This is a genomic window from Streptomyces sp. NPDC058000 (genome assembly GCF_042886435.1).
Classification (GTDB): Bacteria; Actinomycetota; Actinomycetes; order Streptomycetales; family Streptomycetaceae; genus Streptomyces.
This window is the reverse complement of sequence record NZ_JBHVQS010000007.1, coordinates 191,143-217,690: the sequence shown is the minus strand read 5'-3', so window position 1 is coordinate 217,690 and position 26,548 is coordinate 191,143. Positions and strand designations below refer to the sequence as shown.

Sequence of the window (26,548 nt, the reverse complement as noted above, 5' to 3'; positions counted from 1 at the left end):
ACTGTGCACCGTTCCGCAGGAGTTCGGGCCGGTGGTCAACGCGGTCACCATGCCGGCGATGCTGCTCTCCGGGCTGATGCTGCCGATGGCGCTGGCCCCCCGCTGGCTCGACGCGCTGTCCCACCTGATGCCGCTGCGCTACCTGGTGGACGCGGTGCGGGCGGCGTTCACCGGTTCCTATGCCGGGCCGGTGGTGCTCCGCGGGGCGCTGGTCGCGGTCGGGTTCGCGGCGCTGGCGATGGCCCTGTGCACCCGGGCCTTCCGCCGGGCCGCGGCGTAGTCTCACCCGTATGGTGAATCTGACCCGCATCTACACCCGTACCGGCGACAAGGGCACCACCGCGCTCGGCGACATGAGCCGGACCGCCAAGACCGATGCCCGGATCGCGGCGTACGCGGACGCCAACGAGGCCAATGCGGCGATCGGCGTGGCGCTGGCGCTCGGCTCGCTGCCGGAAGAGGTCGCCGCGGTGCTGCTGCGGGTGCAGAACGACCTCTTCGACGTCGGTGCCGACCTGTCGACCCCGGTGGTCGAGGACCCGGAGTTCCCGCCGCTGCGGGTCGAGCAGTCCTACGTCGACAAGCTGGAGGCGGACTGCGACCGCTTCCTGGCGGAACTGGAGAAGCTCCGCAGCTTCATCCTGCCGGGCGGCACCCCCGGCGCCGCCCTGCTCCACCAGGCGTGCACCGTCGTCCGGCGGGCCGAGCGCTCCACGTGGGCGGCCATGGAGGAGCACGGCGCGACCATGAACGCGCTGACCGCCACCTACCTCAACCGCCTCTCCGACCTCCTGTTCATCCTCGCCCGGACGGCGAACAAGGAGGTCGGGGACGTGCTGTGGGTGCCGGGCGGGGAGCGCTGAGCCGACCCGATCCGCACCACGGGCCTCACCCCGGGGACTTCTCCCGGTGCTGGGGCCGGGTCCGCGCCGCGTCCGGCGCGGGCCCGGCCTCGGGTGCCTTCTTCTGCCAGACGAGGTACGTCAGCGCGATCACGCCGTGGATCGCCACGAGGCGCAGGGACATCCCCTGCCAGCTGCGCAGCGACGTGGCGTCCCCGTCACCGCCGACGTACCAGATCGCGCCCTGGAGCAGTGCGGCGGCCACCGCGGCCATCAGCACCGTGCGCAGCCACAGCTTCGCCTCGTGCCGGAAGCGGTCCAGGCCGTACCGCTTGACCGGCGGCGGTCCGCCGGCGAAGCGGTGGGCGACGAGCCGGTCGGCCCACGTGATCGTGTAGTGCCCGTAGGCGACGGTGTAGCCGATGTAGAGGGCGGCCAGGCCGTGTTTCCAGTCCGCTGCGGCACCGTTCTTCAGGTCGATCGCCGTGACGATCAGCAGCGCCAGCTCCAGCAGCGGTTCCACCAGCAGCACCGCCGCCCCGGTCTTCGGCATCCGCGCCAGATAGCGCAGTGCCAGACCGGCGACGAGCAGCACCCAGAAGCCGACCTCGCAGGCGATGATCAGCGTGACGACCACGGCGACTCTCCTCTCCTGCCGCTCCGCGCCCCGGGCGGTTCCGGGGCTCCCACCGAGCGGAACGGACCTGTTCAGGCTCGCAGCCGGCGGCGCCCGGAACGTCGTCGCCGGTGACGATCCGGCACTGCATCTTTCGATGTAGCCGGCCCGGTCCACGGGGTGAGCGCGCGAGGCGTCGCCGCCGTGTTGGATGGAGGGGTGATTGTCAGAGCCCTCACCGCGCCCGGACGGCCGCACCGGCACGACGTGTTGATCGCGGGCGGTGGGCTGGCCACCGGGGTGCTGCTGTGGGCGCTGCACCTGCACGGTGGGCCGCCGCTGTTCGGCCTGCCCGCGTCGTTGCCGCTGCTCGCGCTCACCGTGATGGCGGCGGCCGAACTCCTGCGCCGGACCGCCCCGATGGTCGCGCTGGTCCTCGCGCTGCCGGCGCTGGCGCTGGACTTCTGCACCGGCACCCTGATCGCCACCGTCCTGATGTTCACCGACGTGGTGTACGCCGCGGTGCTGTACGGGCCGCCGGGTGCCGCCCGCCGGATCCCGCTGTACTCGGAGCTGCTGACGGTGCTGGCCACGGTCGTCACGGCGGCGGTGTGGCGCGTTCCGCAGGTGGTGCTGCTCGGCATCGGGATCGCGTTGATCACCGTGGCGCCGGCCTGCACCGGACTGATCATCCGTAACCACCGGGACGCCGCGCAGTCCGCCCGGCTGCGGGCCGAACAGACCGCGCTGCTGGCCGAGATGGACCGGACCCAGGCGGTGGCCGGGGAACGTGCCCGGATGGCCCGGGAACTGCACGACCTGGTCGCCAACCACCTGTCCGCGATCGCCATCCACGCCACCGCCGCGCAGACCCTCGACCACCCGACCGCGACCCGGGCGGCGCTCGGCGTGATCCGCGAGAACAGCGTCCAGGGGCTGGCCGAAATGCGTCGGCTCATCGGACTGTTGCGGGACCCGAAGGCCACCGGGGAGGAGCCGGCCGCCACCCCCACCCTCGACGGGTTGGAGGCGCTGGTCGAACAGGCCCGGACGAACGGCGCCGCCAGCGGCCTGGCGTTCGTCCTGGACGACGCGCGGCGGCCGACCGGCCCGCGCAGCCCGGGCGGCCCGGGCGGCCCGGGCGGCGGGCGGCCGCCGGCACCGGTGGAGTTGGCCGCGTACCGGATCGTCCAGGAGTCGCTGACCAACGCGCTCAAGCACGCCGCGCCCGGCGAGGTACGGGTGCGGATCGCCCACGGCCCCGGTGGGACGCTCACCGTCGCCGTCCGCAGTCCGTACGCCGACCGGCCGGGCCCCCGCGCGCCCGGTTCCGGGGCCGGGCTGGTCGGCATGCGGGAGCGGATCGCCCTGCTGGGCGGGGAGTTCGACGCCGGCCCGACGGACGGGCCGGACGGCACGGTCTGGTGGGTGCGGGCCGCGCTGCCCGGCACCGGAGAGGAAGGACGACGATGACGGGCGCCGCCGCACAGCCGATCCGGGTCCTGGTCGCCGAGGACCAGTCCGCCGTACGGGCCGGGCTGGTCCTCATCCTGGGCTCCGCGCCCGACATCGAGGTGGTCGGGGAGGCGGTGGACGGTGCGGAAGCGGTCCGTCTGGCGCACGCCCTACGCCCCGACGTGGTGCTCATGGACATCCAGATGCCCCGGCTGGACGGGGTCTCCGCCACCCGTCGGATCACCGCCGAGCAGCTGGCCGACGTCCTGGTGCTGACCACCTTCGACCTGGACGCCTACGTGTTCGGCGCGCTGCGCGCGGGCGCCGCGGGTTTCCTGCTCAAGGACAGCGACGCGGCGACGCTGCTGACCGCGGTGCGCACGGTGGCGGCCGGTGAGGGGCTGATCGCGCCGGCGGTGACCCGACGGCTGATCGCCGAGTTCGCCCGGCCGGGGTCGGCCGGGCGGACGGCGGGTGACCGGCCGGCCCCGGACCCGGCGGTGCTGGAGGCGTTGACCCCGCGGGAGCGGGAGGTGCTGGGATGCCTGGGCGAGGGGTTGTCGAACGCGGACGTCGCGGTGCGGCTGGCGATGGCGGAGGCCACCGTGAAGACCCACGTCAGCCGGCTGCTGGCCAAGCTGGAGCTGCGCAGTCGGCTCCAAGCGGCGGTGTTGGCACGGGAGTTGGGGGTGGTGGGGCCGTAGGCCCGGCCGGGTGCGGGGGCCGGGCCGGGCCGGGGGTGCCGCGGGGGCCGCGGCCGCGGACCGCTCCGGGAAGTCCGGGCGCGGCCCGCGGCGGCGGGCCGGTCAGGAAGCAGCCGCGGGCCAGTCGACAGGCAGTCGTGGGCCGGTCGACAGGCGGCCGCGGGCCGATCAGCTGCCGGCCGGTGACCGGACGGGCCCGCTCACGATGTGGTCCGGCGGGCGGCGGCCCGCTGGGCGCGTCGCGAGACGCGGCCCTGGCCGCCGGCCGCCGCGCCCGGCGCGGCGTCCTCCGGGTGGATCCCCAGCTCCCCGGCGAGATCGGCCACGAACGCGCGCACCGTGGGGAACTCGACGAAGGCCGAGGTCCGTACCGGGTGGTCGAGTTCGTCGCTGAGCTTGGCGATGACCTCGATCAGGATCAGCGAGTCCAGCCCCATGTCGAAGAGGTTGGTGTCCAGATCCACCGCCTGCGGATCCGGGTCGCCGACCACCGCGGCGATCGCGCCCTGGATGAACCCGGTGATCAGGGCCGTCCGGTCGGCGTCCGTGACGCCCTCGAAGCGGTCCAGCAGCCGGCTGCCCGCGGCCGGGGCCGGGGCGGTCTCCCGGCCGTGCGGCTCGATCCAGTACCGCTCGTGGTCGAAGGGGTACGTGGGCAGCGGCACCCGGCGGGCGGGATCGTGCCGGTGGACCTCCGGCCAGTCGACGTCCTCGCCGGCGGTCCACAGTCGCGCGAGCAGGTCCAGCAGGAACACCCGGCCGGTGGTGTCGTCGCCCGCCGTCGTGCCGTCGGGCAGCAGCGCGAGCGCGGGCCGCCCGTCCGGTACGGCGGACGTGGCGCCGGCGGCCTCCAGGAGCCGGCGGGCGGCTTCGGGGAGCGCGGTGCGGTCCGCGGCGGCGGCCTCCGTGCCGACGCCCCAGCCGGCCAGGGTCCGCCAGGTGGCGTACTGGACGACGAAGGCGGCCAACGGCCCGTTCCCGTCCAGGAGTCCGGCGGCGCCGTCCGGGGTGCCGAGTTCCCCGGCGCACCGGTCGAGGTGCGCGCGGAAGGCGGGGACCTGCTCGTACAGCGCGGCGGCGTGCCCGGTCGGGGCGCCGGAGGGGGCGCCGAGGACCAGGACCGGCCGGTCGGCTCCCGGTGCCCCGGTCAGTACCCGGGCCCCGTCGCCGAGCGCCAGGGTGAGGGCCGCATCCCGTACGTCGGTGGCGACCAGGGCGCGCCGGTGGACGTGCCGGCGGCGTCCGGTGGCCAGGGTGTGGGCCACCGCCGCGAGGTCGAGGTCCCGGTGCTGCCGCAGGTACCGGGCGAGGTTGGCGGTCGCGGTGTTCAGCGCCGTGGTGGTGCGGGCCGAGAGGAGCAGGAGGCGGGGCCCGGTGGCGGCGGGGCCCGGGGTGCCGGCCGCCGGGGGTTCGGGGGCCTCCTCGACGATCACGTGGGCGTTGGTGCCGCCGATGCCGAACGAGCTGATCCCGGCCCGGCGCGGGGTCGGCCCGGCCGGCCACTCCCGGGTCTCGGCGCCGACGTGGAACGGTCCCGCCGAGAAGTCGATCTCCGGGTTGGGCGATTCGAAGTTGAGGCTGGGCACCAGGGTGCGGTGGCGCAGCATCAGCACCGTCTTGATCAGACCGGCCATGCCCGCGGCGGTGTCGAGGTGGCCGACGTTGGTCTTGACCGAGCCGATCACGCAGGACTCGCGGTCGAGCGGGTCGCCGTCGCGGCCGAACGCCTGGTTCAGCGCGGCGATTTCGATCGGGTCGCCGAGCGGGGTGGCGGTGCCGTGCGCCTCCACGTAGGAGATGGTCCGCGGCGGGCAGTCGGCGATCTCCTGGGCCTCCGCGACGACGGCGGCCTGGCCGTCCACGCTGGGGGCGGTGTAGCCGGTCTTGGCCGCCCCGTCGTTGTTCACCGCGGTGCCCTTGATCACGGCGTGCACGGTGTCGCCGTCGGCCAGCGCGTCGGTGAGTCGTTTGAGGACGACGACGCCGACGCCGTTGCCGATCACCGTGCCCTGGGCCTTGGCGTCGAAGGCCCGGCAGTGGCCGTCGGGCGAGAAGATCATGCCGTCCTGGTGGAGGTAGCCCTCCTGCTGCTCGGCCTGGACGTGGGCGGCGCCGGCCAGGGCCATGGTGCAGTCGCCGGACAGCAGCGCGAGGCATGCCTGGTGCACGGCCACCAGCGAGGTGGAGCAGGCGGAGTTGACGCTGATGCTCGGGCCGCGCAGGTTCAGCTTGTACGAGGTCCGGGTGGCGGCGAAGTCCTTGTCATTGGTGATCATCATCCGGTAGCGGTCCACGGACGACGCGGTCCGGTAGCGCTCGGCGAGGTTGTGCAGCAGATAGGTGTTCATCCCGACGCCGGCGTAGACGCCGATCGGGTGGTCGGTGCGCTCGGGGTCGTAGCCCGCCTGCTCCAGGGCCTGGAGCGCGCATTCCAGGAACTGCCGCTGCTGCGGGTCGATGAGTTCGGCCTCGTCCCGGGTGACGCCGAACAGTCCGGCGTCGAACCGGTCGGCGTGCGGCAGGATCTGGCCGGCCCGTACGTAGCGGGGGTCGCCGAGCGTCCGGTCGCTCACGCCGGCCGCGCGCAGTTGTTCCTCGGTGAAGTGGGTCAGGGTCTCCCGGCCCTCCTTCAGCACGTCCCAGAACGCGTCCGGGCCGTCCGCGCCGGGGAACCGGCACGCGAGGCCGATGATCGCGATGTCCGCGTCCCGGGCCTCCGGGTGCTGACGGTCCTGGTCCGCCTGTATCGCCTGCTCGTTCATCATCTCTCCCTCAACCGACCTTGATCCCGAGGTCCGCGGCGACCTTCCGCATGTCCAGGAAGGTCTCCGCGACGAACCGCGCACCGTCCTCGGTGGCGTCCATCTGCCGGAAGAGCTCCACCAGGATCTCCCGGTGCTCCTCGCGGTCGCCGGTGCCCGCGGCGATCTCCATGACGACCCGCCCCAGCCGGTCCTCGACCTCGGGCAGGTCCAGGGAGCGGGGGAACTTGATGCTGAAGGTGGACCGGTCGTAGTCCTTGCTGCGGCGCACCGAGCGGACGTAGCTCGACGCGTTGAGCTTGTAGAACATGCAGCCCCAGTTGCTGAACGAGTAGTAGTTCAGCAGCGGGAACAGGGTGCAGTGGGTCTCCAGGGGAGAGGACTGGTACAGGCCCTTCTCCTTGAGTTCGGCCACCATCCGGTCCGGGTCGTAGTCGTGCCGCATGGCGATGAACGGGAAGACGATCTTGGGGAGTTCGTCGTCCTCGGCGAAGAGGACGTCCTCGATCTCGCCGTTGAACAGTTCGCCGACGAGTTCGGGGCCGAAGGTGCGGTAGAAGTCCCGCACGACCTCCCGGACGTTCGACTCCATCGTGAGGATCTGTTGGGGGTCGGCGCACAGGGCGATGTACGGGATGCGTTCCCGGAAGGCGTGGAGGATCGCCCGGATGACGAAGAACGACCGGCAGGAGACGCACGGCAGCTTTTCGTCGAGGTACTTCCCCGGCTGCTGGGGGCGGGGCCGGTTGAAGACGTCCCGCATCATCTTCTTGATGTTGTCGTCGTCCGAGTCGAGGACGAACGTGGCCGGCAGCTTCTCCTGCGCGAGCCGGATGTTCTGGGCGGTGTGCGTGCTCTCGAAGGGCACGTCGAAGGTGTAGGCGAGGGTCCGCTTGCCGTATTCGTTGACGAACTTGTCCAGCATGTAGGTGCTGTCCTTGCCGCCGCTGTACATGAAGAGGCAGTCGAAGTCGCCGCGCGGGTTGGGCGGTGCCTGCTGGAACTCGGCGAACACCTGGTTGGTGTACTTGTAGTTCTCCAGCAGGTCGCCCGCGACGTCGAGGTTGCACAGGTTGCACACCTGGTCGTCGTCGAGGACCACTCCGGGGTGCCCGGCCTTGAGCGCGCAGATCCGGCAGCGCACATCGGTGGTTTGCATGAGCTCTCCTTGGAAGGGGTTCGGCTGTCCGTCGCGGTGCGGGGCCGGTGTCAGGTGCTGGTCCGGCGGCGGCGGGCACCGAGCAGGGCGCGGTCCCGGCCCGCCGGGCGGACGGGCCCCTGCGGGGGCGCCGCCGCCCGGTCGCCGGCGAGGTGCCGGGCCATCGCCCGGATCGTCGGATGGCGGAACATGTCCAGGCGGCTCACCGCCGGGTTCAGCTCCGCCCGGAGCCGCGCCACCACCCGGGTCAGCCGGAGCGAATCGCCGCCGGCGTCGAAGAAGTTGACGTCGACGCCGATGGTCGGGGCACCGAGCGCCGCCTGCCAGATCCCGGCGATCCGCTGTTCCAGCGGGCCTTCCGGCGCCGTCCCGCCACTCTGGGCGGCGAGGACCGCGGCCCCGGGTGCGGGCAGTGCCCGGCGGTCGAGCTTGCCGTTCGGGGTGAGCGGGAGTTCTTGCAGGGGGACGACGACGGCGGGCGCCATGTAGGCGGGCAGCCGCGCCTGTACGTGGTCGCGTAGGGCGGCGAGGGTGGGGGCCGGGGTGCCCGCGGCGACGAGGTAGGCCACCAGGCGGCTGTCGCCGTTGTCGTCGTCGTGCACGACGACCGCTGCCTGGGCGACCGCGGGGTGGTCCCGCAGTACGGTCTCCACCTCGCCGAGTTCGATCCGGAAGCCGTGCACCTTCACCTGGCTGTCCACCCTGCGCAGGTAGGCCAGGCGGCCGTCGGGGAGTTGCCGCACCAGGTCGCCGGTGCGGTAGACGCGGCCGGGGGCGAAGGGGTCGTCGAGGAATTTCTGCGCGGTGAGGTCGGGCCGCCCGTGGTACCCGTCGGCCACCCCGTCCCCGCCGATGTACAGCTCTCCGGGAGTACCGGGGGGAACCGGCCGGAGCCGCTCGTCGAGCACGTACATCCGCGTGTTGGCCAGGGGGCGCCCGATCGTGACCGGTGCACCGGCCGCCACCCGGTCGAGGGAGGACCAGATGGTGGTCTCGGTCGGCCCGTACATGTTCCAGACCCGGCGGGCGCGCCGGACGAGGCCGTCGGCGAGGTCGCCGGGGAGCGCCTCGCCCCCGCACAGGACGGTCAGTGCGTCGCTGCCCTGCCAGCCCGCGCCGATCAGCATGCGCCAGGTGACCGGGGTGGCCTGCATGACGGTCGGCCGGCACTCCTCGACCAGTGCGCGCAGCGCGAAGCCGTCGGCGGCCGTCGCGGCCGGGGCCACCTGGACCTGGCCGCCCGTCACCAGCGGCAGGAAGAGCTCCAGGCCCGCGATGTCGAAGCAGGCGGTGGTGACGGCAAGCAGGGTGTCGGTGCGGTCGAAGCCGGGCTCGCGGGCCATGGAGCACAGGAAGTTGGTCAGGGCGCGGTGGCCGACCCGCACCCCCTTGGGGCGGCCGGTGGATCCGGAGGTGTAGATGACGTACGCCGGGTCCTTCGCGGACGCCCGGTCCTGGAAGTCCTCGGCGGTGTCCGTGGGCGGTTCGTCGGCCGCGTCGAGTTCGACGACCCGGGAGGGGCAGTCCGCCGGCAGCGCGGCGGAGAGCGCGGACTCGGTGAGTACCAGGAGGGCGCCGGAGTCCGTCAGCATGTTCCGGATCCGTTCGGCCGGATAGACCGGGTCCAACGGCACGTACGCCGCCCCGGTCTTGAGCACCGCCAGCAGGCCGGTGAGCAGGTCCGTGGAGCGGTGCAGGAACACTCCGGCGAGGGTGCCGGGGCCGGCGCCGAGTCGGGCGAGGCGGTGGGCGAGCCGGTCCGAGCGGCGGTCGAGCTCGCCGTAGGTGAGGACGGTGTCGCCGAACCGGACGGCGGGCGCGTCCGGTTGGCGGCTGCTCCACTCCGCGAAGAGCTGGTGCACGCAGCGGTCGCCGGGGTAGTCGGCCACCGTGTCGTTCCAGGTGTCGAGCACCCGGCGGCTCTCGTCCTCGGTCAGCAGCGGGAGCAACCCGGCGTCCTCGGCGGGCTGTTCGGCGGCCAGGCGGAGGAAGTGGCCGAAGCGGTCGGCGAGGCGGCGCGCGGCGTCGGACCGGGCGGGGTCGGCCGGTTCGAAGGCGAGGTACCGGGGCCGCGCACCGGGCGGTCCGAGGCGGACCGTGAGGGCGGGGCCGGCCGGCCGGCGGGCGGTGCCGGGGCGGCCGGTCAGGTCCACGGTGACGGGCAGCGCGGCGCCGGACGGGGCCGCGGGGCCGCGGAGTCGGGGGGCGCGCAGCTGCACCCCGCGCAGCGGTGCGCACCGCCGCCGTACCTCGGCGAGCTGCGCGGCGACCGCCCCGGTGAACGCGGCCACGCTCTGTCCGACGGGTATCGAGGGGGTGCGGAAGGGCACGTCGGCCCGCAGCGGGCTCGGTCCCGCGCCGGCGTCCGGATCGGCGTCCGGGCCGGCGGGCAGGCGCAGTCCGATGTCGAGGCCGCCGGCGCCGCCCCCGGCCATCCGGCCGAGGAACAGCAGCAGCGCGGCGAGCAGCCGGGCCTCGCCCTCCGCCCCGTCGGGGGCGAGGGCGTCGTCGAGGAGCACGGACGGTGCTGCCGTGCCGGGGCCGGACGCCGTGCTGGTGCCGGACGCCGTGCCGGTCTCGGATGCCGTGTCGGTCCCGGTCCCGGTCGCCGTGCCGTCGGTGGTCTGCCCGTCCGGCTGCCCGCCCGGTTCCCCGTCCGCCCAGGGCACGTCGAGGGGCGCCGGATCGGTGAGGCGCCGCAGCCAGTGGGTCTCGTGCCGGCGGGCCGCGCCGACGGTGGACGTCCAGCGCTCCAGCGCGGCACCGTCGAGCTGGGTGAACCGGTCGCCGGGGCGGAGCGGGTCCGCTTCGCCGGCCACCGGTCCGTCCAGGTCCACGAGTTCGGTCAACCGCACGTCGAGGTCCGCGGTCGCGACGACGACAGCAGCCTCCTCGACGGCCAGTACGGTGCCCGGCGGGCTCGTCGAGGGGCGTGCGGTGACCTCCGCGCCCCGGACCGCGAACAGTCGCTCCTCCAGGGCGAGGAGGGCCAGGCCGAACGCGTTGTGGTGCGGTCCGAGAGTGGTGGCCCGGACCAGTGCGTCGAGTTCCCCGGCCGGCCGCCGCCAGGAGAACAGGCCCTCGCGGGGCGGGCCGTCGTGGCGGCCGTGGTAGGTGCGCCGGCTCAGGTCCTGGGCGGTGCGCACCTCGGTGCCGGCGGCCAGTTCGTCGACCAGTTCGCCGAAGGAGTCGGCGGCGGCCTCGTAGCAGGCGAGGTTGAGCGTGTGGGCGGTGTCGTCCGGCCTGACCGGGACGGTCCGCTGCTTGAGCAGGTCGCCGGTGTCCGCCTCCCGTTCCATCACGTGCCAGGTCACGCCGTGCTCGGTCGCGCCCTCCAGGACGGCCCAGCTGGTGGCGTGGAGACCGGCGTGCCGGGGCAGCAGCGCGTCGTGGAAGTTGACGGGCATGCGTTCGGGCAGCGCCAGGACCTCGTCGGGCAGCATCCTCAGGTTGGTGATGCTGAAGAGGTAGGCGAAGCGCAGTGGGCGCAGCCGTTCCAGCAGGTCCCGGCCGGGGGCGACGACGGTCAGGTCGTGCTCGGCCGCCCAGCGGCGCAGCCCCGGGTCGGCGGCGACCACGGCGACCACCTGGTGGCCGCGGGTCAGCAGGTGTTCGCCGCATTCGGCGAGGAGCGGTTCCTCTCCGATCAGGACGGCGCTGAAGGGTGTGGTCATCGCTGCTCCTCCTGTTCCTGGAGAACGGTGCTCAGTTGGTGGAGCAGGCGGTCCACCTCCGCGTCGGAGAGGCCGCCGACGAGTTGCGCGAGCCCGTTGTCCGGCGTGCCGGGGGCCGCGGGCGGCGGGTCGGCCGCGGCGCCGGTCCCGGCAGCGGGTCCGGTGCCAGCCGGGGCAGCAGGTCCGGCAGCGGGTCCGGTCGGGCCCGGCCGCAGGGTCGCGAGGTGGCGGGCCAGCCGCTCGATGGTGATGTGCTCGAACAGCAGGGTCGTCGGGAGCGGACCGAAGTCCGGTTCCAGCTCCTTGGTCAGGGTCAGCGCGACGAGGGAGTCGACGCCGTAGTTCTCGAAGGTGGACGTGGGGTCGAGGAGGTCCTCGGACATCTCCAGGACGCGGGCGAAGACCGCCCGCACCCGGAGTTCCGCGGCGCGGACCGGGTCCGGCGCGGACGGTTCCCCTGGGGCCGGCGCGGGGTCGGCCGCCGGTTGCTGCGCGGGCCGGGCCGCGGGCTCCGGCCCGGTGGCGGGGGCGGGCCCGGCGGCAGGGCGCGCCCCGGCGGCCGGTACGGGCACCAGGCCGTCGCTCTCGGCGACCAGTACGCGCTGGTAGGTGGCGCCCCCGGCGCCGCCCGGTCGGGGGCGGGCGGTGACGTTGCGGAAGCCGTTCTGGGCGAGGACGTCGTGCCAGGCGGTCAGTCCGAGCAGCGGGGACCGCGGCAGCCGGTACTCCGCGTCCTCGAAGAGCCACCAGCCGGTGGCCAGTCCGAAGATCAGCGACATCTGGTCCCGGAGTTCGACGCCCTCGTTGACCACCAACAGGCCGTTGGTCCGCAGCAGTTGCTTGGTGTGCGCCAGGGTGCGGTCGATCCTGCTGGTCGCGTGGAACACGTTGGTGCCCAGCACCAGGTCGTAGCCGCCGGCCTCGAAGCCCTGCGCGGCCGGGTCCCGTTCGATGTCCAGCACGCGGAACGCGGCGAACGGGTGGTCGGCGCCGAAGCGCCGGCGGCCGTGCCGGACGAACCCGTCGGAGACGTCGGTGCAGACGTACTCGACGTGCGCGCCGTGGCCCGCGTCGGCGAGGCGGCGCAGCACCCGTTCGCTGGTTCCACCGGTGCCCGCGCCCACCTCCAGCACCCGGATGCGGTCCCCGGGCTGCCTGCGCAGGCGCTCCGCCACGTACCGCAGCACGGTGCCGGCGACCTGGTCGTTGCACCGGCCGGCGGCCGGGTCCCCGGCGTAGACCGCCTCGACCAGGTCGAACGAGCCACCGGGGAAGAGCACCTCCAGGTGGCTGCGGGCTCCGGTCAGGACGGCGGGCAGCGCGTCGAGGCAGCGCCGCAGCAGGGTGACCACCGGGCCGGTCGAGGGGTGGCGCCCGGTCAGGTCGTCGGCCGCCGCGTCGGGCCGGTCCAGGCAGCGGCGCAGGTCCGCGTCGTCGAGCCGGTCCGTGGCGACCAGTTGGTCGTCCTCCGCGCGGAGGTGGCCGCCGCGCAGCAGGACGTCGACGAGCAGGTCGAGCAGCCGCTCCTGGCCGGCGGCGACGCCGAGTCGGGCGCACAGCCCGGCGCGGGTGTGCCGCTCGCCGGGCCGGTGCAGCACGCCCATGGTGCGCAGGGCGCCGACCAGCAGGCTCCGGGCGAGCCGCTCGGTCTCCGCGGAGGCGTCGGCGGAGGCGTCCGGGCCGTCCGTCACTTGCTGTCGGGCGCCGGTCTCGTCCGGGCCGGCAGGGCCGGCAGGGTCCGTGGCGGGGGCGGCGGAGGCCGGTGTCGGGCCCGGCTGCGGCCGCAGCACGGTGTCCGGGTCGACGCCGAGACCGGCGAGGATGCCGGGCTCCGCCTTGACCACCAGCAGCTGCGGCAGGGCGCCGGCCAGCACCCGTTCGACGGCGGCCAGGCCCTCGTCGGCGCCGATCGGTTCGATGCCCGCGGCGGCGAAGCGGCGCAGGACCCGCTCCCGGTGGGCGTCGCCCGCGGCGTGCCAGTAGCCCCAGTTGATGATGCGGACGGGGTACGGCAGGGTCTGCGCCGCGGCCAGCGCCCAGGCATCGGCGATATGGCAGCCCGCCGCGTATCCGGCCTGGCCGTGGTTGCCCTCCAGGGTGACCGCGGAGGAGTAGAGCAGCGCGAAGTCCAGCGGCTCGCCGCGGAGCGCGTGGAACATGCTCCGGACGGTGTCCGCCTTGGCCGTGAGGGCGCTGCGCAGCTCCGCCTCGTCGAGGTCCCGGATCGGCCGGTCCACCAGCACCATCGCGGAGTGGATCACGCCGTGCAGCGCGCCGAACCGGGCCTTGGCCTCGTCGACCACCTGCCGCAGCGCCACCGCGTCGGCGGCGTCGCACGGCGCGTACAGCACCTCGGCGCCCAACTGCTCCAGCTCCGCGAGGACGGCGCTGCGCTCGGCGTCCAGCGGGCCGCGCCCGACCAGGACGAGCCGGGCCCGGTAGGTGCGGGCCAGGTACCGGGCGGTGTCCCGGCCGAGCACCCCGAGACCGCCGAGGACGAGGTACACCCCGCGGTCGCGGAAGCGCGGCGGCGCGGCGGGCAGTTCCACCCTTTCGAGTCGGCGCACCCGGCGTACGCGGCCGCGCAGGGACACCGGCCGGGCCTTGGCCCGGGCCGGCTCCTCGACCAACGCGCGTACGCCGTCGGCGAGTTCGGTGCCGCGCACGTCCAGGCAGGCGGTGCTCAGCTGCGGGAACTCCTTGGTCGCGACCTCGCAGTAGCCGAGGAGTCCGGCGGCCGGCGGGTGCACCCGGTCCGTCTCGCCGAGCGGGAGGCCGTCGGCGGTGAGCACCTTGAGCCGGAGCGGGCGGTCGAGCAGGCCGGCCCGGTCCAGGCCCCGCACCAGACGGTGGAGCGAGACCACACCGCGGTCCTGGGCCTGCCGCAACTCCTCGGCGCTGTCGGGCAGTCGGCCCGGTGTGTCGACGCCGAGGAAGTACACCAGGTCGGTCCGCGGGGCGCGGGCCAGGGTGTCGGCCACCTCCTGCTCGCCGAGGCCGCCGGCGCCGAGCGTCAGCCGTACGTGCTCCGCGCCCGGGTGGGCGCGCTCCAGGGCGTCCGCGAGGGGCGCGGCCTGCTCGGCGGCGACGGTGAGGACCGTCCGGGGAGCGGGGGCGTCCTCGCCGGTGCCGGTTCGGGGAGCGACCGCCCAGCGGGGCCGGTGGTCGATGCCGGGCGCCGCCTTCGACGGGCGCAGTACGAGGCCCAGGATCCGCACGCAGACCCGGCCGGTGTCGTCGGTGACGGTGACGTCGAACCGGTGCGCGCCCAGGGCGCGGACGCAGGACCAGCCGTCGCCGGGCACCGGGGCGTGCCGTTCGATCCGGTCCGCGGCGAACGGCAGCAGCGCCCGGCCGCCCTCGTCCGCCGCATCGCCGAGCAGCAGGGCCAGCGGGTGCAGCGCCGCGTCGAGGGCGCCCGGGTCGAGCGGGTCGGGGCCGTTGGCGGTGCGGTGCTGCTGCTCGGGGGCGCGCAGTCGGGCGAGGACGGTCCGCTCACCGGTCCAGACCTGCTCCACCCGCCGGAAGTACGGGCCGTAGTGCAGGCCGCGCCGCCGCAGCCCGGCGTAGAGCTCCTCGTGGCCGACCCGGTGCGGGCAGTCCGCCCGGATCAGGTCGAGCGCCAGCGGTTCGGGGTGGTCCGGTGCGGTGTCGAGCACCTGGCCGACCGAGTGGACGGGGTCGCCTCCCGGGGCGGCGGAGATCCGGTAGTCGTGCGCGGTCCCGTCGCCTTCCGGGGTGGGGCGGGCGGGCCCGAACGTCAGGGTGAGCGCGGTGCCGCGCTCCGGCACCAGGACCGGGGAGAGCCAGCGGACGTCCCCGAAGACCCGCGCCGCACCGTCGCCCAGGGCTCCGGCGACCAGGCCGAGATGGCCGACGCCGGGCAGTACCCGCGTGCCGTGGACGACGTGGTCGCGGACGACCGGATCGGCCGGGGCGAGGGTGCGGGACACCTCGTGCGGGGCGTCCGGCCGGGGTTCCGCGGGCCGGGGGTCGGCCGGGGCGGCGGGCTGTCCGCCGCGGGTGACCGGCAGCCAGTGCCGGGCGCGTTCGAACGGGTAGCTGGGCAGCGGCACGGTGCGGTGCGGGTGCGGTGCCGCCGCGTCGACCGCCGTCCAGTCGGAGAAGGCGCCGGACACCCAGAGCCGGGCGAGTCGGGTGCGGTCGCCGCCGGCGGCCAGCGTCTGGAGGAAGTCGGGGCCCGCTCCCCCGGTGAACACGTCCGCGAGCGCGGCGTGCTGTTCGGCGTTGCCGAGGACCGCCCAGGTGCCCGGGGCCCCGTCGGCGCACGCCGCGAACTTCTCGGCGGCGTCGGTGAGGTCGGACGCCAGGAAGGCCAGCCGTTCGGGCAGGGCTTCCCGGCCGGTCCGCAGGGTGTGCGCGGCCTCGGCGAGGGCGGGCCGTTCGCGGCGCAGGAAGGCGGCCAGCTCCGCGGCGTAGGCCCGCAGTCGTTCGGGGCTGCGCGCGGAGAGCACCATCAGCTCGGGGCCGTCGGCGGCGGCGGGGCGGGCCGCCGGAGCCCGGTACTCCTCCAGGATCACGTGCGCGTTGGTGCCGCCCGCGCCGAACGAGCTGACGCTCGCCCGCCGCGGCTGCTCCACCGGTCCCCGGTCCGTCTCGACGACCGGTCGGGGCCAGGGGGCGAGGGTGCGCTGCACCCGGAACGGGGAACGGGCGAAGTCGATGTTCGGGTTGAGCTCCTCGGAGTGCAGCGAGGGGACCAACTCGCCGTGTGCGAGCTGGAGTACGGCCTTGGTCACCCCGGCGATGCCGGCGGCGCCCTCCAGGTGGCCGATGTTGGACTTCACCGAGCCGAGTACGTGGCCGCCCGCGGGCTGCGGGGACCGGGCGAAGGCCAGCGCCAGCGCGGTGTGCTCGATCGGGTCGCCCAGGGCGGTCCCGGTGCCGTGCGCCTCGACGTAGCCGATGGTGCGCGGGTCGATGCCGGCCCGGTCCAGGGCCTCTTCGATGAGCGCCTGCTGGGCCTGTGGGTTGGGCACGGTGTAGCCGCCGGTGCGGCCGCCGTGGTTCACCGCGGTCGCCTTGATCACGGCGTGGATGTGGTCGCCGTCGGCGACCGCCTCCGAGAGCCGTTTGAGCAGTACCGCGCCCACGCCCTCGCCCGGCACGTAGCCGTCGCCCCCGGCGCCGAAGGACCGGCACCGCCCGTCGGTGGCGAGCATCCGCATCCGGCTGAGGTGGGCGTACTTCAGCGGATGCGCGGAGACGTTGACGCCGCCGGCGAGTGCGTAGCGGCACTCGCCCCGGCGCACGCTCTCGCATGCCTGGTGCAGGGCGACCAGCGAGGCGGAGCACGCGGTGTCCACCACCACGCTCGGTCCGCGGAAGTCGCCGGCGTAGGAGACCTGGTTGGCGATCGCGGAGCGGTTGGCGAGCACCGTGTGGTGGTTGCCTCTGGCCGCCTCCTCGGCGGCGAGCTGGGCGTAGTCGCCCCACATCACACCGGCGAACACGCCGACGTCGCGGCCCTGGCCGCCGTAGCGGGGCCGCGGCAGGCGGGACGGCGGGTAGCCGGCGTTCTCCAGTGCCGACCAGGCGGCCTCCAGGAACAGGCGTTCCTGGGGGTCCATCAGTTTGGCCTGGGACGGCGGGATCCGGAAGAACAGCGAGTCGAAGGCGTCCACGTCGGACAGGAAGCCGCCCCACTTGCCGTAGCTGGTGCCCGGGGTCGCGGGGTCGCCGTCGAAGTGGGCGTCGGCGTCCCAGCGGTCGCGGGGCACCTCGGTGACCGCGTCCCGGCCCTGGCGCAGGTTCTCCCAGAACTCCGTCAGGTCGCGGGCCTGCGGGTAGCGCCCGCTGATGCCGATGATGGCGATTTCGTCGTCGGCGGGGTCGGGGTCGGCGGTGTCGGCCGGCGCCGGTTCCCGCGCGGGCGCGGGCCGGGCCGGGGCCGGGGCCGGGGTCGGGCGCTCATCGGCTGCCGCGCGGTCGGCCCGCGCCGCCTCCTCCTGCGGTGCGGCGGGGAACAACTTCCGTACGGCGTCGGCGTGTTCGTGCAGCAGGTACTGCGCGAGGTCGTGCACCGTCCGGTACTCGAACAGCAGGGTCGCGCGGGCGCCGGGGAAGTCCCGGTCGAGCTGCGCGTTGGTCTCCATGACCAGGACGGAGTCGAGGCCGTAGGCGTCCAACGGGGTGTCCGGGTCGATCCGCTCCGCCGCCAGGCCGAGCACCTCGGACAGCAGTCCCCGCACATGCTCGGCGACCTGCGCGAGCAGGGCCGTGGCGGTCGGGTCGGCGCCGGTGACGGGGGCCGTGCCGGCCCCGGCCGACGGCCCGCCGGCCGGGGTGCCGGCGCCCGCGCCGCCGGTGCGCGGTGCCAGGGCCGCGTCGACGGCCGCGGGGTCGCCGAGCGCCGGGACCAGCCGGACGAGTCCGGTCCGCCCGGCGAGTTCCAGTGCCCGCAGCCCTTCCTCGGCGCCGAACTCCCGCATACCGGTGCGCCGCCGGTATCCGGCGCGCTCCTCCTCGCCCATCAGGGCGTCCACGCCGCCGATCCGCCACAGGGGCCAGGCGGGCGCCAGGGTCCGGCCGGTGGCCTGCCCGGCGCGGACCCGCGCGTCGCGCTGTGCCGCGTAGGAGTCCAGGAAGCGGTTGGCCGCGGCGTAGGCGCAGGTGCCGAAGTCGCCGACGACGGAGGCGATGGAGGAGAACACCACGAACAGGTCGAGCGGCTGATCGGCGGTGAGCGCGTCCAGCAGCCGGACGCCGTGTGCCTTGGTCGCGAGGAGTTCGGTGAAGCGTGCGCGGTCCGCTTCGAGCACGGTGGCCGGGTCGGCGGCGCCGGCGAGGTGGAAGACGCCGTCGAGGTGCCCGAAGCGCTCGGTGGCGCGCGTCACCGCGGACCGCATGCCCTCGGGGTCGGCGGTGTCGGCGGCCACGAGCAGCACCTCGCCGCCCAGCGCGACGAGTTCGTCGGCGGCCGCCCGCGCCGCGGGCCGGTCGGCCGAGCGGCTGACCAGCACCAGTCGGGCCTGGTGGGCCGACGCCAGGTGGCGCACCAGCTCCAGGCCGATGCCGCCGGTGCCGCCGGTGACGAGGTAGGCGCCGTGCCGCTTGAGCGGCAGGGCGTCGCCGGCCGGCGGGACGGTCGCGTCCACCCTGCGCAGGACGCGGACCTGGCGGCCTTGCGCGCCGTGGCGCACCTCCGCACCGGCCGGCCGCCCGCCCTGCGCCAGTTCGGCGGTCAGCAGGCCCGGCAGTGCGGGCCCGTCGGCCAGGCCGTCCGCGCAGGTCACGGTGAACAGCTCGCACCCCGGCAGCACCCCGGTGACGGACCGCGCGAACCCCGCCGCGGCCTCCTGGTCGGGGCGCGGTCCCCACGCGTCCTCCGCCAGCACGTAGGCGCAGCGCACGCGTCCGGTGGGGCGGACGGTGTCCACCGCCCGGACGAGGGCGCGCAGGGCGTGCAGTCCGGTTGCGAAGGCCGCGTCGAGGGCCGCGCCCGCCTGCTCGGTGGCGCCGTCGGTCCCGTAGCCGACCGGCTCGGTGGTCAGGCCCCACAGGTGGACGACGTCCAGCGAACGGACGCCCTCCTGCCCCAGGTCCGTCAGCAGCCGGGCGAAGTCGGCGGAGCGGGTGGGGTCGACGGTGTACCGGTCGGGGCCGGTGCGGGCGAAGGCCGTCGCCGCCCGGACGTCGATGACGCGCCGTCCGCCGCCCTGCGCGGCCAGGGCCCGGGCGGTGGCGTCGCTGTCCCCCAGGACGAGAACGGCGTCGGCGTCGCCGTCGGCGCGGGTGGCCGGCGGGAGGTCCTGGTCCTGCCACACCTGCTGGTAGAAGAACGGGTCGTCGGCCGTGGCGGGGCGGGCGGTTCCGGTCGGGTCCGCGGGGAGCCGGTCCGCGCCGGCTCCGAGGTGCCGGCCGCCGAAGTTCTCGATGCGGACCAGTTCGGCCCCGGACGCGTCGAGGATGCGGACGTCGAACTGCCGCAGCCCCGAGGCCGGGTCCGCTTCGCCGACGGGGACGGCGTGCGCGTAGCAGGTGCGGGGCAGCGGTTCCCGCGGAGCCCGGACCTCCAGCGCGCCGAGGCTGAACGGCACCGCGAGCGGCCGGTCCTGTGCCGGTCGGGGCAGGTCCGCCCAGTGGCAGGCGCGGAGCGCACCGTCGAGCAGCGCCGGCGGCAGGAGTTCCGCCGGGGCGGCGTCCGTCTCGGGCAGGGCGAGGCGGACCAGTGCGCCGCCGGGTCCGAAGTGGACGTCCTCGATGACGTCGAAGGAGGTTCCGTAGGCGAACCGGGCGGCCCGGTAGGTGTCTTGTACGGCGGCGCCGTCCCGGTGCTGCGGACAGGCCGCGCGCAGTGCTTCGAAGTCGGCGGGCGCGGCGGGCGCGGGCCGCTCGGCGGGGGGCGGTGCGCCGACCGTGCCGCGTACGTGGACGGTGCGCTCCGCGCCGTTCGGGGTCCAGACGGTGAAGGCCAGTTCCCGGTCCGTGGCGTCGCTCCGGCCGGCCGGGCGGGCGAGGGTGACGAAGACGTCGCGCGTCCGGTCCTCGATCACCACCGGCCGGCCCCACAGCACGTCCCGCAGGGAGTGTGCGTCGGCGAGTCCGGCCAGTTCGGCCGCGGCCCGGGCCATCTCCAGGCAGGCGGCGCCGGCCAGCAGCGGCCGGCCGTCGATGAGGTGGTCGCGCACCAGGGGTTCGTCGGCGCGGAAGGTCCGGCGGAAGCGGACCTCGTCGAGGGTGGACTCGTTGGCGTCGAGGAGCGGGTGCGGGCGGGCGGGCGCCGCGGCGGGCCCGCGCTGGCTCCGGTCGGCGGCGGGGACCCAGTGGCGTTCGCGGGCGAACGGGTAGTGCGGGGCGGGGATGCGGCGCGGCGGTGCGCCGTCATCGGGGCGCAGCGCGTCCCAGTCGGCCGTGCCGTCCTGCGTCCACCGGGCGGCGAGCGCGGCGGCCGGGCCGTCCTGCTGCTGCGGTGCGGGGTCGGTGGCGCCGCCGCGCAGCAGGGCCGGGTCCGGGGTGCCGTCGCGGTGGGCGCGCAGCGCGCGGACGAGCGTGGCGCCGTCCTCGGCGACCACCGCCAGGCGCTCCTCCCATACCTCGCGGCCGTGTTGGAGGGTGTGGGCGAGGTCCTCGGCGCGGACGTGGGCGCGCTCGGTGAAGTCGGCGAGGCGGTCGGCGTAGGCGCCCAGCCGCTCCGTGTCCCGCGCGGAGAGCGGGAAGACCAGCGGCCGGGCGAAGCGCTGCCCGGCCACGGGGGTGTCGGTGCGCGCGGGGCCGTCCCGGTACTCCTCCAGGACCAGGTGGGCGTTGGAGCCGCCCGCGCCGAAGGAGCTGAGCCCGGCCCGGCGGGGCGACGGGCCGGATTCCGCGTTCGGCTCGGGCCAGTCGGCGGCCTCGCGCTGCACCCGGAACGGCGCGCGCCCGAAGTCGATGTTCGGGTTGAGCTCCTCGGAGTGCAGCGAGGGGACGAGTTGCCGGTGCCGGAACTGGAGCAGCACCTTGGTCAGCCCGGCGATGCCGGCGGCCGACTCCAGGTGGCCGATGTTCGACTTCACCGAGCCGATGGACCACCGGTGCCCGTCCGGGGTCGCGGTGCCGAAGACCTTGGCGAGTCCGGCGATTTCGATCGGGTCGCCCAGGGAGGTGCCGGTGCCGTGCGCTTCGACGTAGCCGATGTCCGACGGTTCGAGTCCCGCCCCGTGCAGTGCCCGGCGTACCGCGTCGGCCTGCGCGTGCGGGTTGGGCACGGTGTAGCCGTTGGTGCGGCCGCCGTGGTTGACGGCGTGGCCGCGGATCACCCCGTAGATGTGGTCGCCGTCCCGCACGGCCGCGGCCAGCGGCTTGAGCAGCACCGCCCCGACGCCCTCGCCGGGGACGTAGCCGCTGCCGCCGGCGCCGAAGGCCCGGCACCGGCCGTCGGCGGAGACGAACCTGCCCTGGCTGAGGAAGACGTACTTGTACGGGTGCAGGGAGAGGTTCACCCCGCCCGCGATGGCCACCTCGCTCTCCGACCTGCGCAGACTCTCGCAGGCCAGGTGGATCGCGGTCAGGGACGACGAGCACATGGTGTCGAGGGCGATGCTCGGCCCGGTCAGGCCCAGGGTGTAGGAGACACGGTTGGCTATCGAGGCGAACGAGGAGCCGGTGACCCTGATGCCGCCGCGCTCGGCGTCGGCCGCGCCGTAGAGCTGGTACTCGCCGTACATCACCCCGACGAAGACGCCCACGCTGTGCCCGGACAGTGCGTCCCGGCGGTATCCGGCGTCCTCCAGGACGTGCCACGAGGTTTGCAGGAACAGGCGCTCCTGCGGGTCCATCAGCTCCGCCTCGCGGGGGGAGATGCCGAAGAACAGCGGGTCGAAGCGGTCGATGTCGCGGAGGAAGCCGCCCCACTTGGAGGAGGCGCGGCCGCGGGCGGACGGGTCCGGGTCGAAGTAGCGCGCGTGGTCCCAGCGGTCGGCGGGGATCTCGGTGATGCAGTCGCGGCCGTCGGCGAGGTTCTGCCAGAACGCGTCCAGGTCGTCGGCCATGGGGTAGCGGCCGGTGAGCCCGATGACGGCGACGGCGTCGGCGTCATCAGCGGCAGCGGCAGCGGCGGCAGCAGCGTCGGTGTATCGCACGTCCGGAGCGGGGGCCGGGGCCACGGGAACGGTGCGGGCGGCGACGGGCGCGGCTTCCTCCCGGGCGGCGCCGGCACGGGCGGCGTCCGCCTCGGCTGCCGCCCCGTCCTCCTCGGACGCCCCGTCGGCACCGGCCAGTTCGCGCAGGCGGGCGGCGTGTTCCGCGACGAAGTACCCCGCCAGTTCCTCCAGGGTGGCGTACTCGAAGAACAGGGTCTTGGGCAGCGCGTCGAAGTGCCGGTCGAGTTCGGCGTTGAGCGCGGTGATGACGAGCGAGTCGATGCCGTAGCGGTCGAAGGGCACCCGCAGGTCGAGCTCGGCCGGGTCGAGTTTGGTCCGCTCGGCGAGCAGTTCGCGCAGGAAGGTCCCCACCCACGCGGTGAGGTCCGCCTCGGACAGCTCCGCCCGGGCCGTCCCCGGGGCCGCGGACGGCCGTGCCGCGGTCCGCACGGGGGTCGGCGCGAGCGCCGCCGCGACCCGGTCCGGGTCCCCGTATCCGACCAGGACCGCACCGCCGTCCTGGTGCAGTGCCGCGTCGAACGCCGCCAGGCCCTCGGCCGTCGGCATCGGGACCAGGCCGAGACGGTGGCGCAGCGCCCGGGCGGCGTCCTCGTCCTGGCGCATACCGCCGTCCCGCCAGAGCGGCCAGGCGAGGGAGACGGTGCGGCCGGCGCGGCGGCCGTCCGCCACCTGGGCTCGGCGGCGCTCGGCGAACGCGTCGAGGAAGGCGTTGGCGTAGGCGTAGTCGCTCTGCCCCGGGTTGCCGAAGACGCCGGCGATGGAGGAGAAGCAGACGAAGAAGTCCAACGGGTCCCCGGCGGTGAGCCGGTCGAGGTGGACCGTGCCGTGCACCTTGGGGCGCACGACCTCGGTGAACTCCTCCCAGCTCTTGCGGAGCAGGAACCCGTCGTGCAGCGTGCCGGCCGCGTGCAGCACGCCGCGCAGCGGGCCGTGTTCGGCCCGGACGGCCGTGAGCAGTGCGCCCAGGCTCTCCTCGTCGGCCACGTCCGCGCGCCGGAAGACGACCTCGCACCCGGTCGCCCGGAGGTCCGCGATCCGCCGCTCGGCCTCCGGGCCCGGCTCGGTCCGACCGGTCAGCACCAGGGTCGCGGTGACCTGGTGCGCGAGGTGCTCGGCCACGGTCAGGCCGAGCCGGCCCGCGCCGCCGGTGAGCAGGTAGACCCCGCCGTCCCTGAGCGCCGCCGAGCCGTCCGCGGCCGCGGGGACGGGGACGGCGTCGAGCCGCCGGTGGCGGCGTACCCGCCGGACGCCGTCGGCGTACCGCGTCTCGGTCTCCCCGTCGTCCAGGAGCGCCGACTCTGCGACGAGCGTGCGCAGTACGGGGGCGTCGGCGTCCAGACCGACCAGGCGGTGGAGCAGGCGCGGGTTCTCCAGCGTGACGCTGCGGGCCAGGCCGGTGAGGGCGGCGGCCGCGGGGCTCGCGCCGTCGGCGTCGGTGCGGTGGGCGACCAGCACGGCGGTGCGGTCGGCGCCGCGGCGCTCCAGGAGCGCCTTGGTGAGGGCGAAGACGCTGGGCAGGGCGTGGTCGAGCAGGGCGGGGGTGAGCGGCTGCGAGGCGTCGGTGGCGGCAGCCGCGTCGGCGGCGGTGGCGGCGTCGGCGGCGGTGGCGGCGTCGGCGGCGGTGGCGGCGTCGCACCAGGTGTGCAGCACGACGGTGGGGGTCCGCCCGCTCTCCGCCAGGTGGTCGAGGAGCGCGGCGAAGTCGGCCTGGCTGGCCGGGTCCACGGTGTAGTGGTCGCCGTCCACCGCGGCGTACTCCGTACCGGGGGTCACCAGGATCACGTCGGGTTCCCCGTCACCGGCGGCACGCAGTTCCTCGGCCAGCGCGGAGCGCCGGGCCGGGTCGTGGGCGAGCAGCAGCCGCGGGCCAGTCGCGACCGAAGCGGCCGGGACCTGGGCGGTCGGGTCCGAGGCGGCCGGGTCCAACGCGGGGTGCCCGGCGGGCTCCCATGCGCTGCCGAACAGGGCACTCTCGGGCTGCCGTTGGGCGTCCCGCACGGTGCGCACGGACAGGTCGCGGAGCCGGGCCAGCAGCCGCCCCTCCGTGTCGAGGACGTCGACGTGCGCCTTGGTCTGCTTCTCCCCCGAGCCGGCCGCCAGCAGCGTGACGTGTGCGAGGCAGTGCCGGGGCAGCGGCGCGAACACCTCCAACCCGCCCAGGGCCAACGGCAGGTAGGTGGTGCCCTCGTCCTCTCCGGCGGCGAGCAGGCCGACCACGGCGTGCAGGGCACCGTCGAGCAGCGACGGGTGCAGGACGAAGCCGGCGACGCCGGAAGCGGTCCCGGGCGCGTCCCCGTCCGCCCCGAACCCTTCGCCCGTTTCCTCCAGTTCGGGCAGTTCGGGCAGTTCGAGAACGCCCACTGCCTGTGCGTCGCCGCGGTGCAGTACGCGCAGGGAGCGCATGGCCGGGCCGTAGTCGAGGCCGCGGTCCCGCAGCAGGGTGTAGAGGTCGGGCGCGGTGAGCCGGTCCGGGCAGCGCTCGGTGAGGGCGGCCGGGTCGACGGGGGCGGGCGGGGCGGCCGGGGGCCGGACGGTGAGTTCGCCGCGGGCGAAGACCTCGGGTTCGCCGTCCGTGCCGCCCGGCCCGTCGGCGATCGCGAACCGCGCGCCGTCGCCGTGCGGGGTGAGCCGGATGTGCACCGTCCGTGGTCCCCGGGCGAAGGAAAGCGGCCGCTCGAAGGCGACCCGGTGCAGCGACGGCCCGCCCGACGCGGCCGCGGGCAGGGCGAGTGCCCCGGCGGCGCGGGCCATCTCCAGGTAGCCGACGGCGGGCATGATGGCCTCGCCCCCGACCCGGTGCCCGGCGAGGTAGAACTCGCGGCCGGTCAGGGCGGTGGCGTAGCGGTGCTCGGCGAGGGTGGAGACGTTGGCGCCGATCAGCGGGTGCAGGCGCGCCGGCGCGCGGTCCGCGGCGTCCGCGACGTCCGGGGCGTCCGGGTCCTCGGGATCGAGCCAGACCCGTCGGCCCTCGAACGGATAGGTGGGCAGGGGGATGCGGCGGCGGCGCTCGTCGGCGTAGAGGGCGGCCCAGTCCACCTCCGCCCCGTCGAGCCAGGCGGTGCGCACGGCTTCGAGGAGTTCCCGTCCGGACGGCCCGCCGTCGGGGGTGAACGTCCGCCGGCCGCCGCGGACGTCGCCGTCGCCGGTGACGCAACCGGGCCCGGACCGCTCCCGCAGGAGCCGTACGACCTCGGCGCGGTCGGCACCGAGGACCGCCCGCCGGTACCGGTGGGCCTGCCGGCCCACGGCGAGGGTGTAGGCGGTGTCGGCGAGGTCCGTGTCGGGGTGCCGGTCGAGGTGGTCGGCGAGGGCGTCGGTGAGGGTTTCCAGTGCCGTGGCGGTCTTGGCGGACAGCACCAGCAGGTGCGCGTCGTGCCCGGAGGGGCCGGACGGCTCCTGTCGCGGGGCCTCCTGGAGGACGGCGTGCGCGTTGGTGCCGCCGATGCCGAACGAGCTCACGCCGGCCCGCAGTGGCCCGTCCGCGGTCCAGGGCGTGGTCTCGGTGCTGACGTAGAACGGTGTGGCGGGGAAGTCGATGGCCGGGTTGGGCCGCTCGTAGTGGAGCGTCGGCACCAGGGCCCGGTGGCGCAGCATCAGCGCCGTCTTGATCACGCCGGCCACGCCGGCGGCGGCGTCGAGGTGGCCGACGTTGGACTTCAGCGAACCGATCGCGCAGAAGCCGGTGTCCTGCGTACCGCGGCGGAACGCGTCGGTGAGCGCGGAGACCTCCACCGGGTCGCCGAGCCGGGTGGCGGTGCCGTGCGCCTCGACGTACGTCACGCTCCGCGGCTCGGTGCCGGAGACGGCGTGCGCCTCGGCGATGACGGCGGCCTGGCCCTCCTTGCCGGGGGCGGCGTAACTCACCTTCAGGGAGCCGTCGTTGTTGGTCGCGGTGCCCTTGATCACGGCGTGGATGGTGTCGCCGTCGTTGACGGCGTCCTCCAGGAGCTTGAGGACCACGATCCCGACGCCGTTGCCGAGTACGGTGCCGCTGGCGTCCGCGTCGAAGGTGCGCACCCGGCCGTCGGCGGAGAGGATCGCGCCTTCCTCGTACAGGTAGCCGCGGGTCTGCGGCAGCTTGACCGTCACGCCGCCGGCCAGCGCCATATCGCACTCGCCGTTGACCAGCCCCTGGCAGGCCAGGTGGATCGCCACCAGGGAGGTCGAGCAGGCCGTCTGGACGCTGTAGCTCGGGCCGCGCAGGTCCAGCTTGTAGCTGACCCGCGTGGCCAGGAAGTCCTTGTCGTTGCCGACCATCACCTTGAAGTGGTCGGAGGTGGCGGTCTGGTCGATGCGGGGCAGCACGTTCTGCTGGAGGTAGGTGTTGATCGCCGCGCCGCCGTAGACGCTGATCAGGCCGTCGTAGCGGCGCGGGTCGTACCCGGCGTCCTCCAGTGCCGTGTGGCAGCTCTGGAGGAACAGCCGCTGTTGCGGGTCGATGACCTCCGCCTCCGCGGGGGTCAGCTCGAAGAACCCGGTGTCGAAGAGGTCGACGTCCGGCAGGATGCCGTGCGCCGGCACGTACGACGGATCGGCGCGCAGCGCCGCCGGTATGCCGGCCCCGGCGAGCTCCTCGTCGCTGAACCGCGCGATGCCCTCGCGTCCGGCCCGCAGCAGCTCCCAGAATTCCCCCACGCTGTCGGCGCCCGGGAAGCGCCCGGCCATGCCCACGATGGCGATGTCGGTCCCGGACACTTCAGTGCCGTCCTGCGAACTCACGGTCGTTCCCTCTTCC

Annotated in this window: 8 protein-coding genes and 1 pseudogene; 4 read left to right on the top strand and 5 right to left on the bottom strand. The window is 75.1% G+C overall.

Annotation, left to right across the window (positions count from 1 at the left end):
* Positions 1-7: 7 nt before the first annotated feature.
* Together ACFVT2_RS10645 and ACFVT2_RS10640 are read left to right on the top strand one after the other, a co-directional pair.
* Positions 8-280 (top strand): annotated as a pseudogene (locus tag ACFVT2_RS10645) (ABC transporter permease); the annotation flags it as partial.
* 10 nt (positions 281-290) lie between these two features.
* The gene (locus ACFVT2_RS10640; RefSeq protein ID WP_390014833.1) at positions 291-863 is read left to right on the top strand and encodes a cob(I)yrinic acid a,c-diamide adenosyltransferase; all 573 of its coding nucleotides are present in this window, start codon (positions 291-293) and stop codon (positions 861-863) included.
* 25 nt (positions 864-888) lie between these two features.
* Here the strand turns inward: ACFVT2_RS10640 and ACFVT2_RS10635 are convergent, their stop codons facing one another.
* A complete protein-coding gene (locus ACFVT2_RS10635; protein ID WP_390014830.1) occupies positions 889-1,479 on the bottom strand; it encodes a hypothetical protein in 591 nt (196 codons plus the stop codon).
* A 198-nt stretch (positions 1,480-1,677) separates the two neighbouring features.
* Here ACFVT2_RS10635 and ACFVT2_RS10630 point away from each other — a divergent pair, with 198 nt between their 5' ends.
* Entirely contained in the window at positions 1,678-2,931 is a 1,254-nt protein-coding gene (locus ACFVT2_RS10630; RefSeq protein ID WP_390014828.1) for a sensor histidine kinase, read from the top strand.
* The gene (locus ACFVT2_RS10625; RefSeq protein ID WP_390014825.1) at positions 2,928-3,617 is read left to right on the top strand and encodes a response regulator; all 690 of its coding nucleotides are present in this window, start codon (positions 2,928-2,930) and stop codon (positions 3,615-3,617) included. The genes ACFVT2_RS10630 and ACFVT2_RS10625 overlap by 4 nt, the downstream gene beginning before the upstream one ends.
* A gap of 200 nt (positions 3,618-3,817) precedes the next feature.
* Here the strand turns inward: ACFVT2_RS10625 and ACFVT2_RS10620 are convergent, their stop codons facing one another.
* Genes ACFVT2_RS10620 through ACFVT2_RS10605 form a run of 4 tightly spaced genes read right to left on the bottom strand, consistent with a single transcriptional unit; the run spans position 3,818 to position 26,532 of the window.
* Positions 3,818-6,382, bottom strand: coding sequence for a type I polyketide synthase (locus tag ACFVT2_RS10620; RefSeq protein ID WP_390014823.1), 2,565 nt, complete (start codon positions 6,380-6,382; stop codon positions 3,818-3,820).
* A 7-nt stretch (positions 6,383-6,389) separates the two neighbouring features.
* Positions 6,390-7,538, bottom strand: coding sequence for an OzmP (locus ACFVT2_RS10615; protein ID WP_390014820.1), 1,149 nt, complete (start codon positions 7,536-7,538; stop codon positions 6,390-6,392).
* Between the two features lie 50 nt (positions 7,539-7,588).
* On the bottom strand, positions 7,589-11,212 hold the full coding sequence (locus ACFVT2_RS10610) for an amino acid adenylation domain-containing protein (protein ID WP_390014817.1): 3,624 nt from the start codon (positions 11,210-11,212) through the stop codon (positions 7,589-7,591).
* A complete protein-coding gene (locus tag ACFVT2_RS10605; protein ID WP_390014815.1) occupies positions 11,209-26,532 on the bottom strand; it encodes an SDR family NAD(P)-dependent oxidoreductase in 15,324 nt (5,107 codons plus the stop codon). Before ACFVT2_RS10605 ends, ACFVT2_RS10610 begins: the two co-directional genes overlap by 4 nt.
* Positions 26,533-26,548: the final 16 nt, after the last annotated feature.

Excerpts from the sequence above, each read along its gene's own strand:
- ACFVT2_RS10640 (WP_390014833.1), top strand. The coding sequence starts at position 291 with ATGGTGAATCTGACCCGCATCTACACCCGTACCGGCGACAAGGGCACC.
- ACFVT2_RS10625 (WP_390014825.1), top strand. The coding sequence starts at position 2,928 with ATGACGGGCGCCGCCGCACAGCCGATCCGGGTCCTGGTCGCCGAGGAC.
- ACFVT2_RS10620 (WP_390014823.1), bottom strand. The coding sequence starts at position 6,382 with ATGATGAACGAGCAGGCGATACAGGCGGACCAGGACCGTCAGCACCCG.
- ACFVT2_RS10615 (WP_390014820.1), bottom strand. The coding sequence starts at position 7,538 with ATGCAAACCACCGATGTGCGCTGCCGGATCTGCGCGCTCAAGGCCGGG.
- ACFVT2_RS10610 (WP_390014817.1), bottom strand. The coding sequence starts at position 11,212 with ATGACCACACCCTTCAGCGCCGTCCTGATCGGAGAGGAACCGCTCCTC.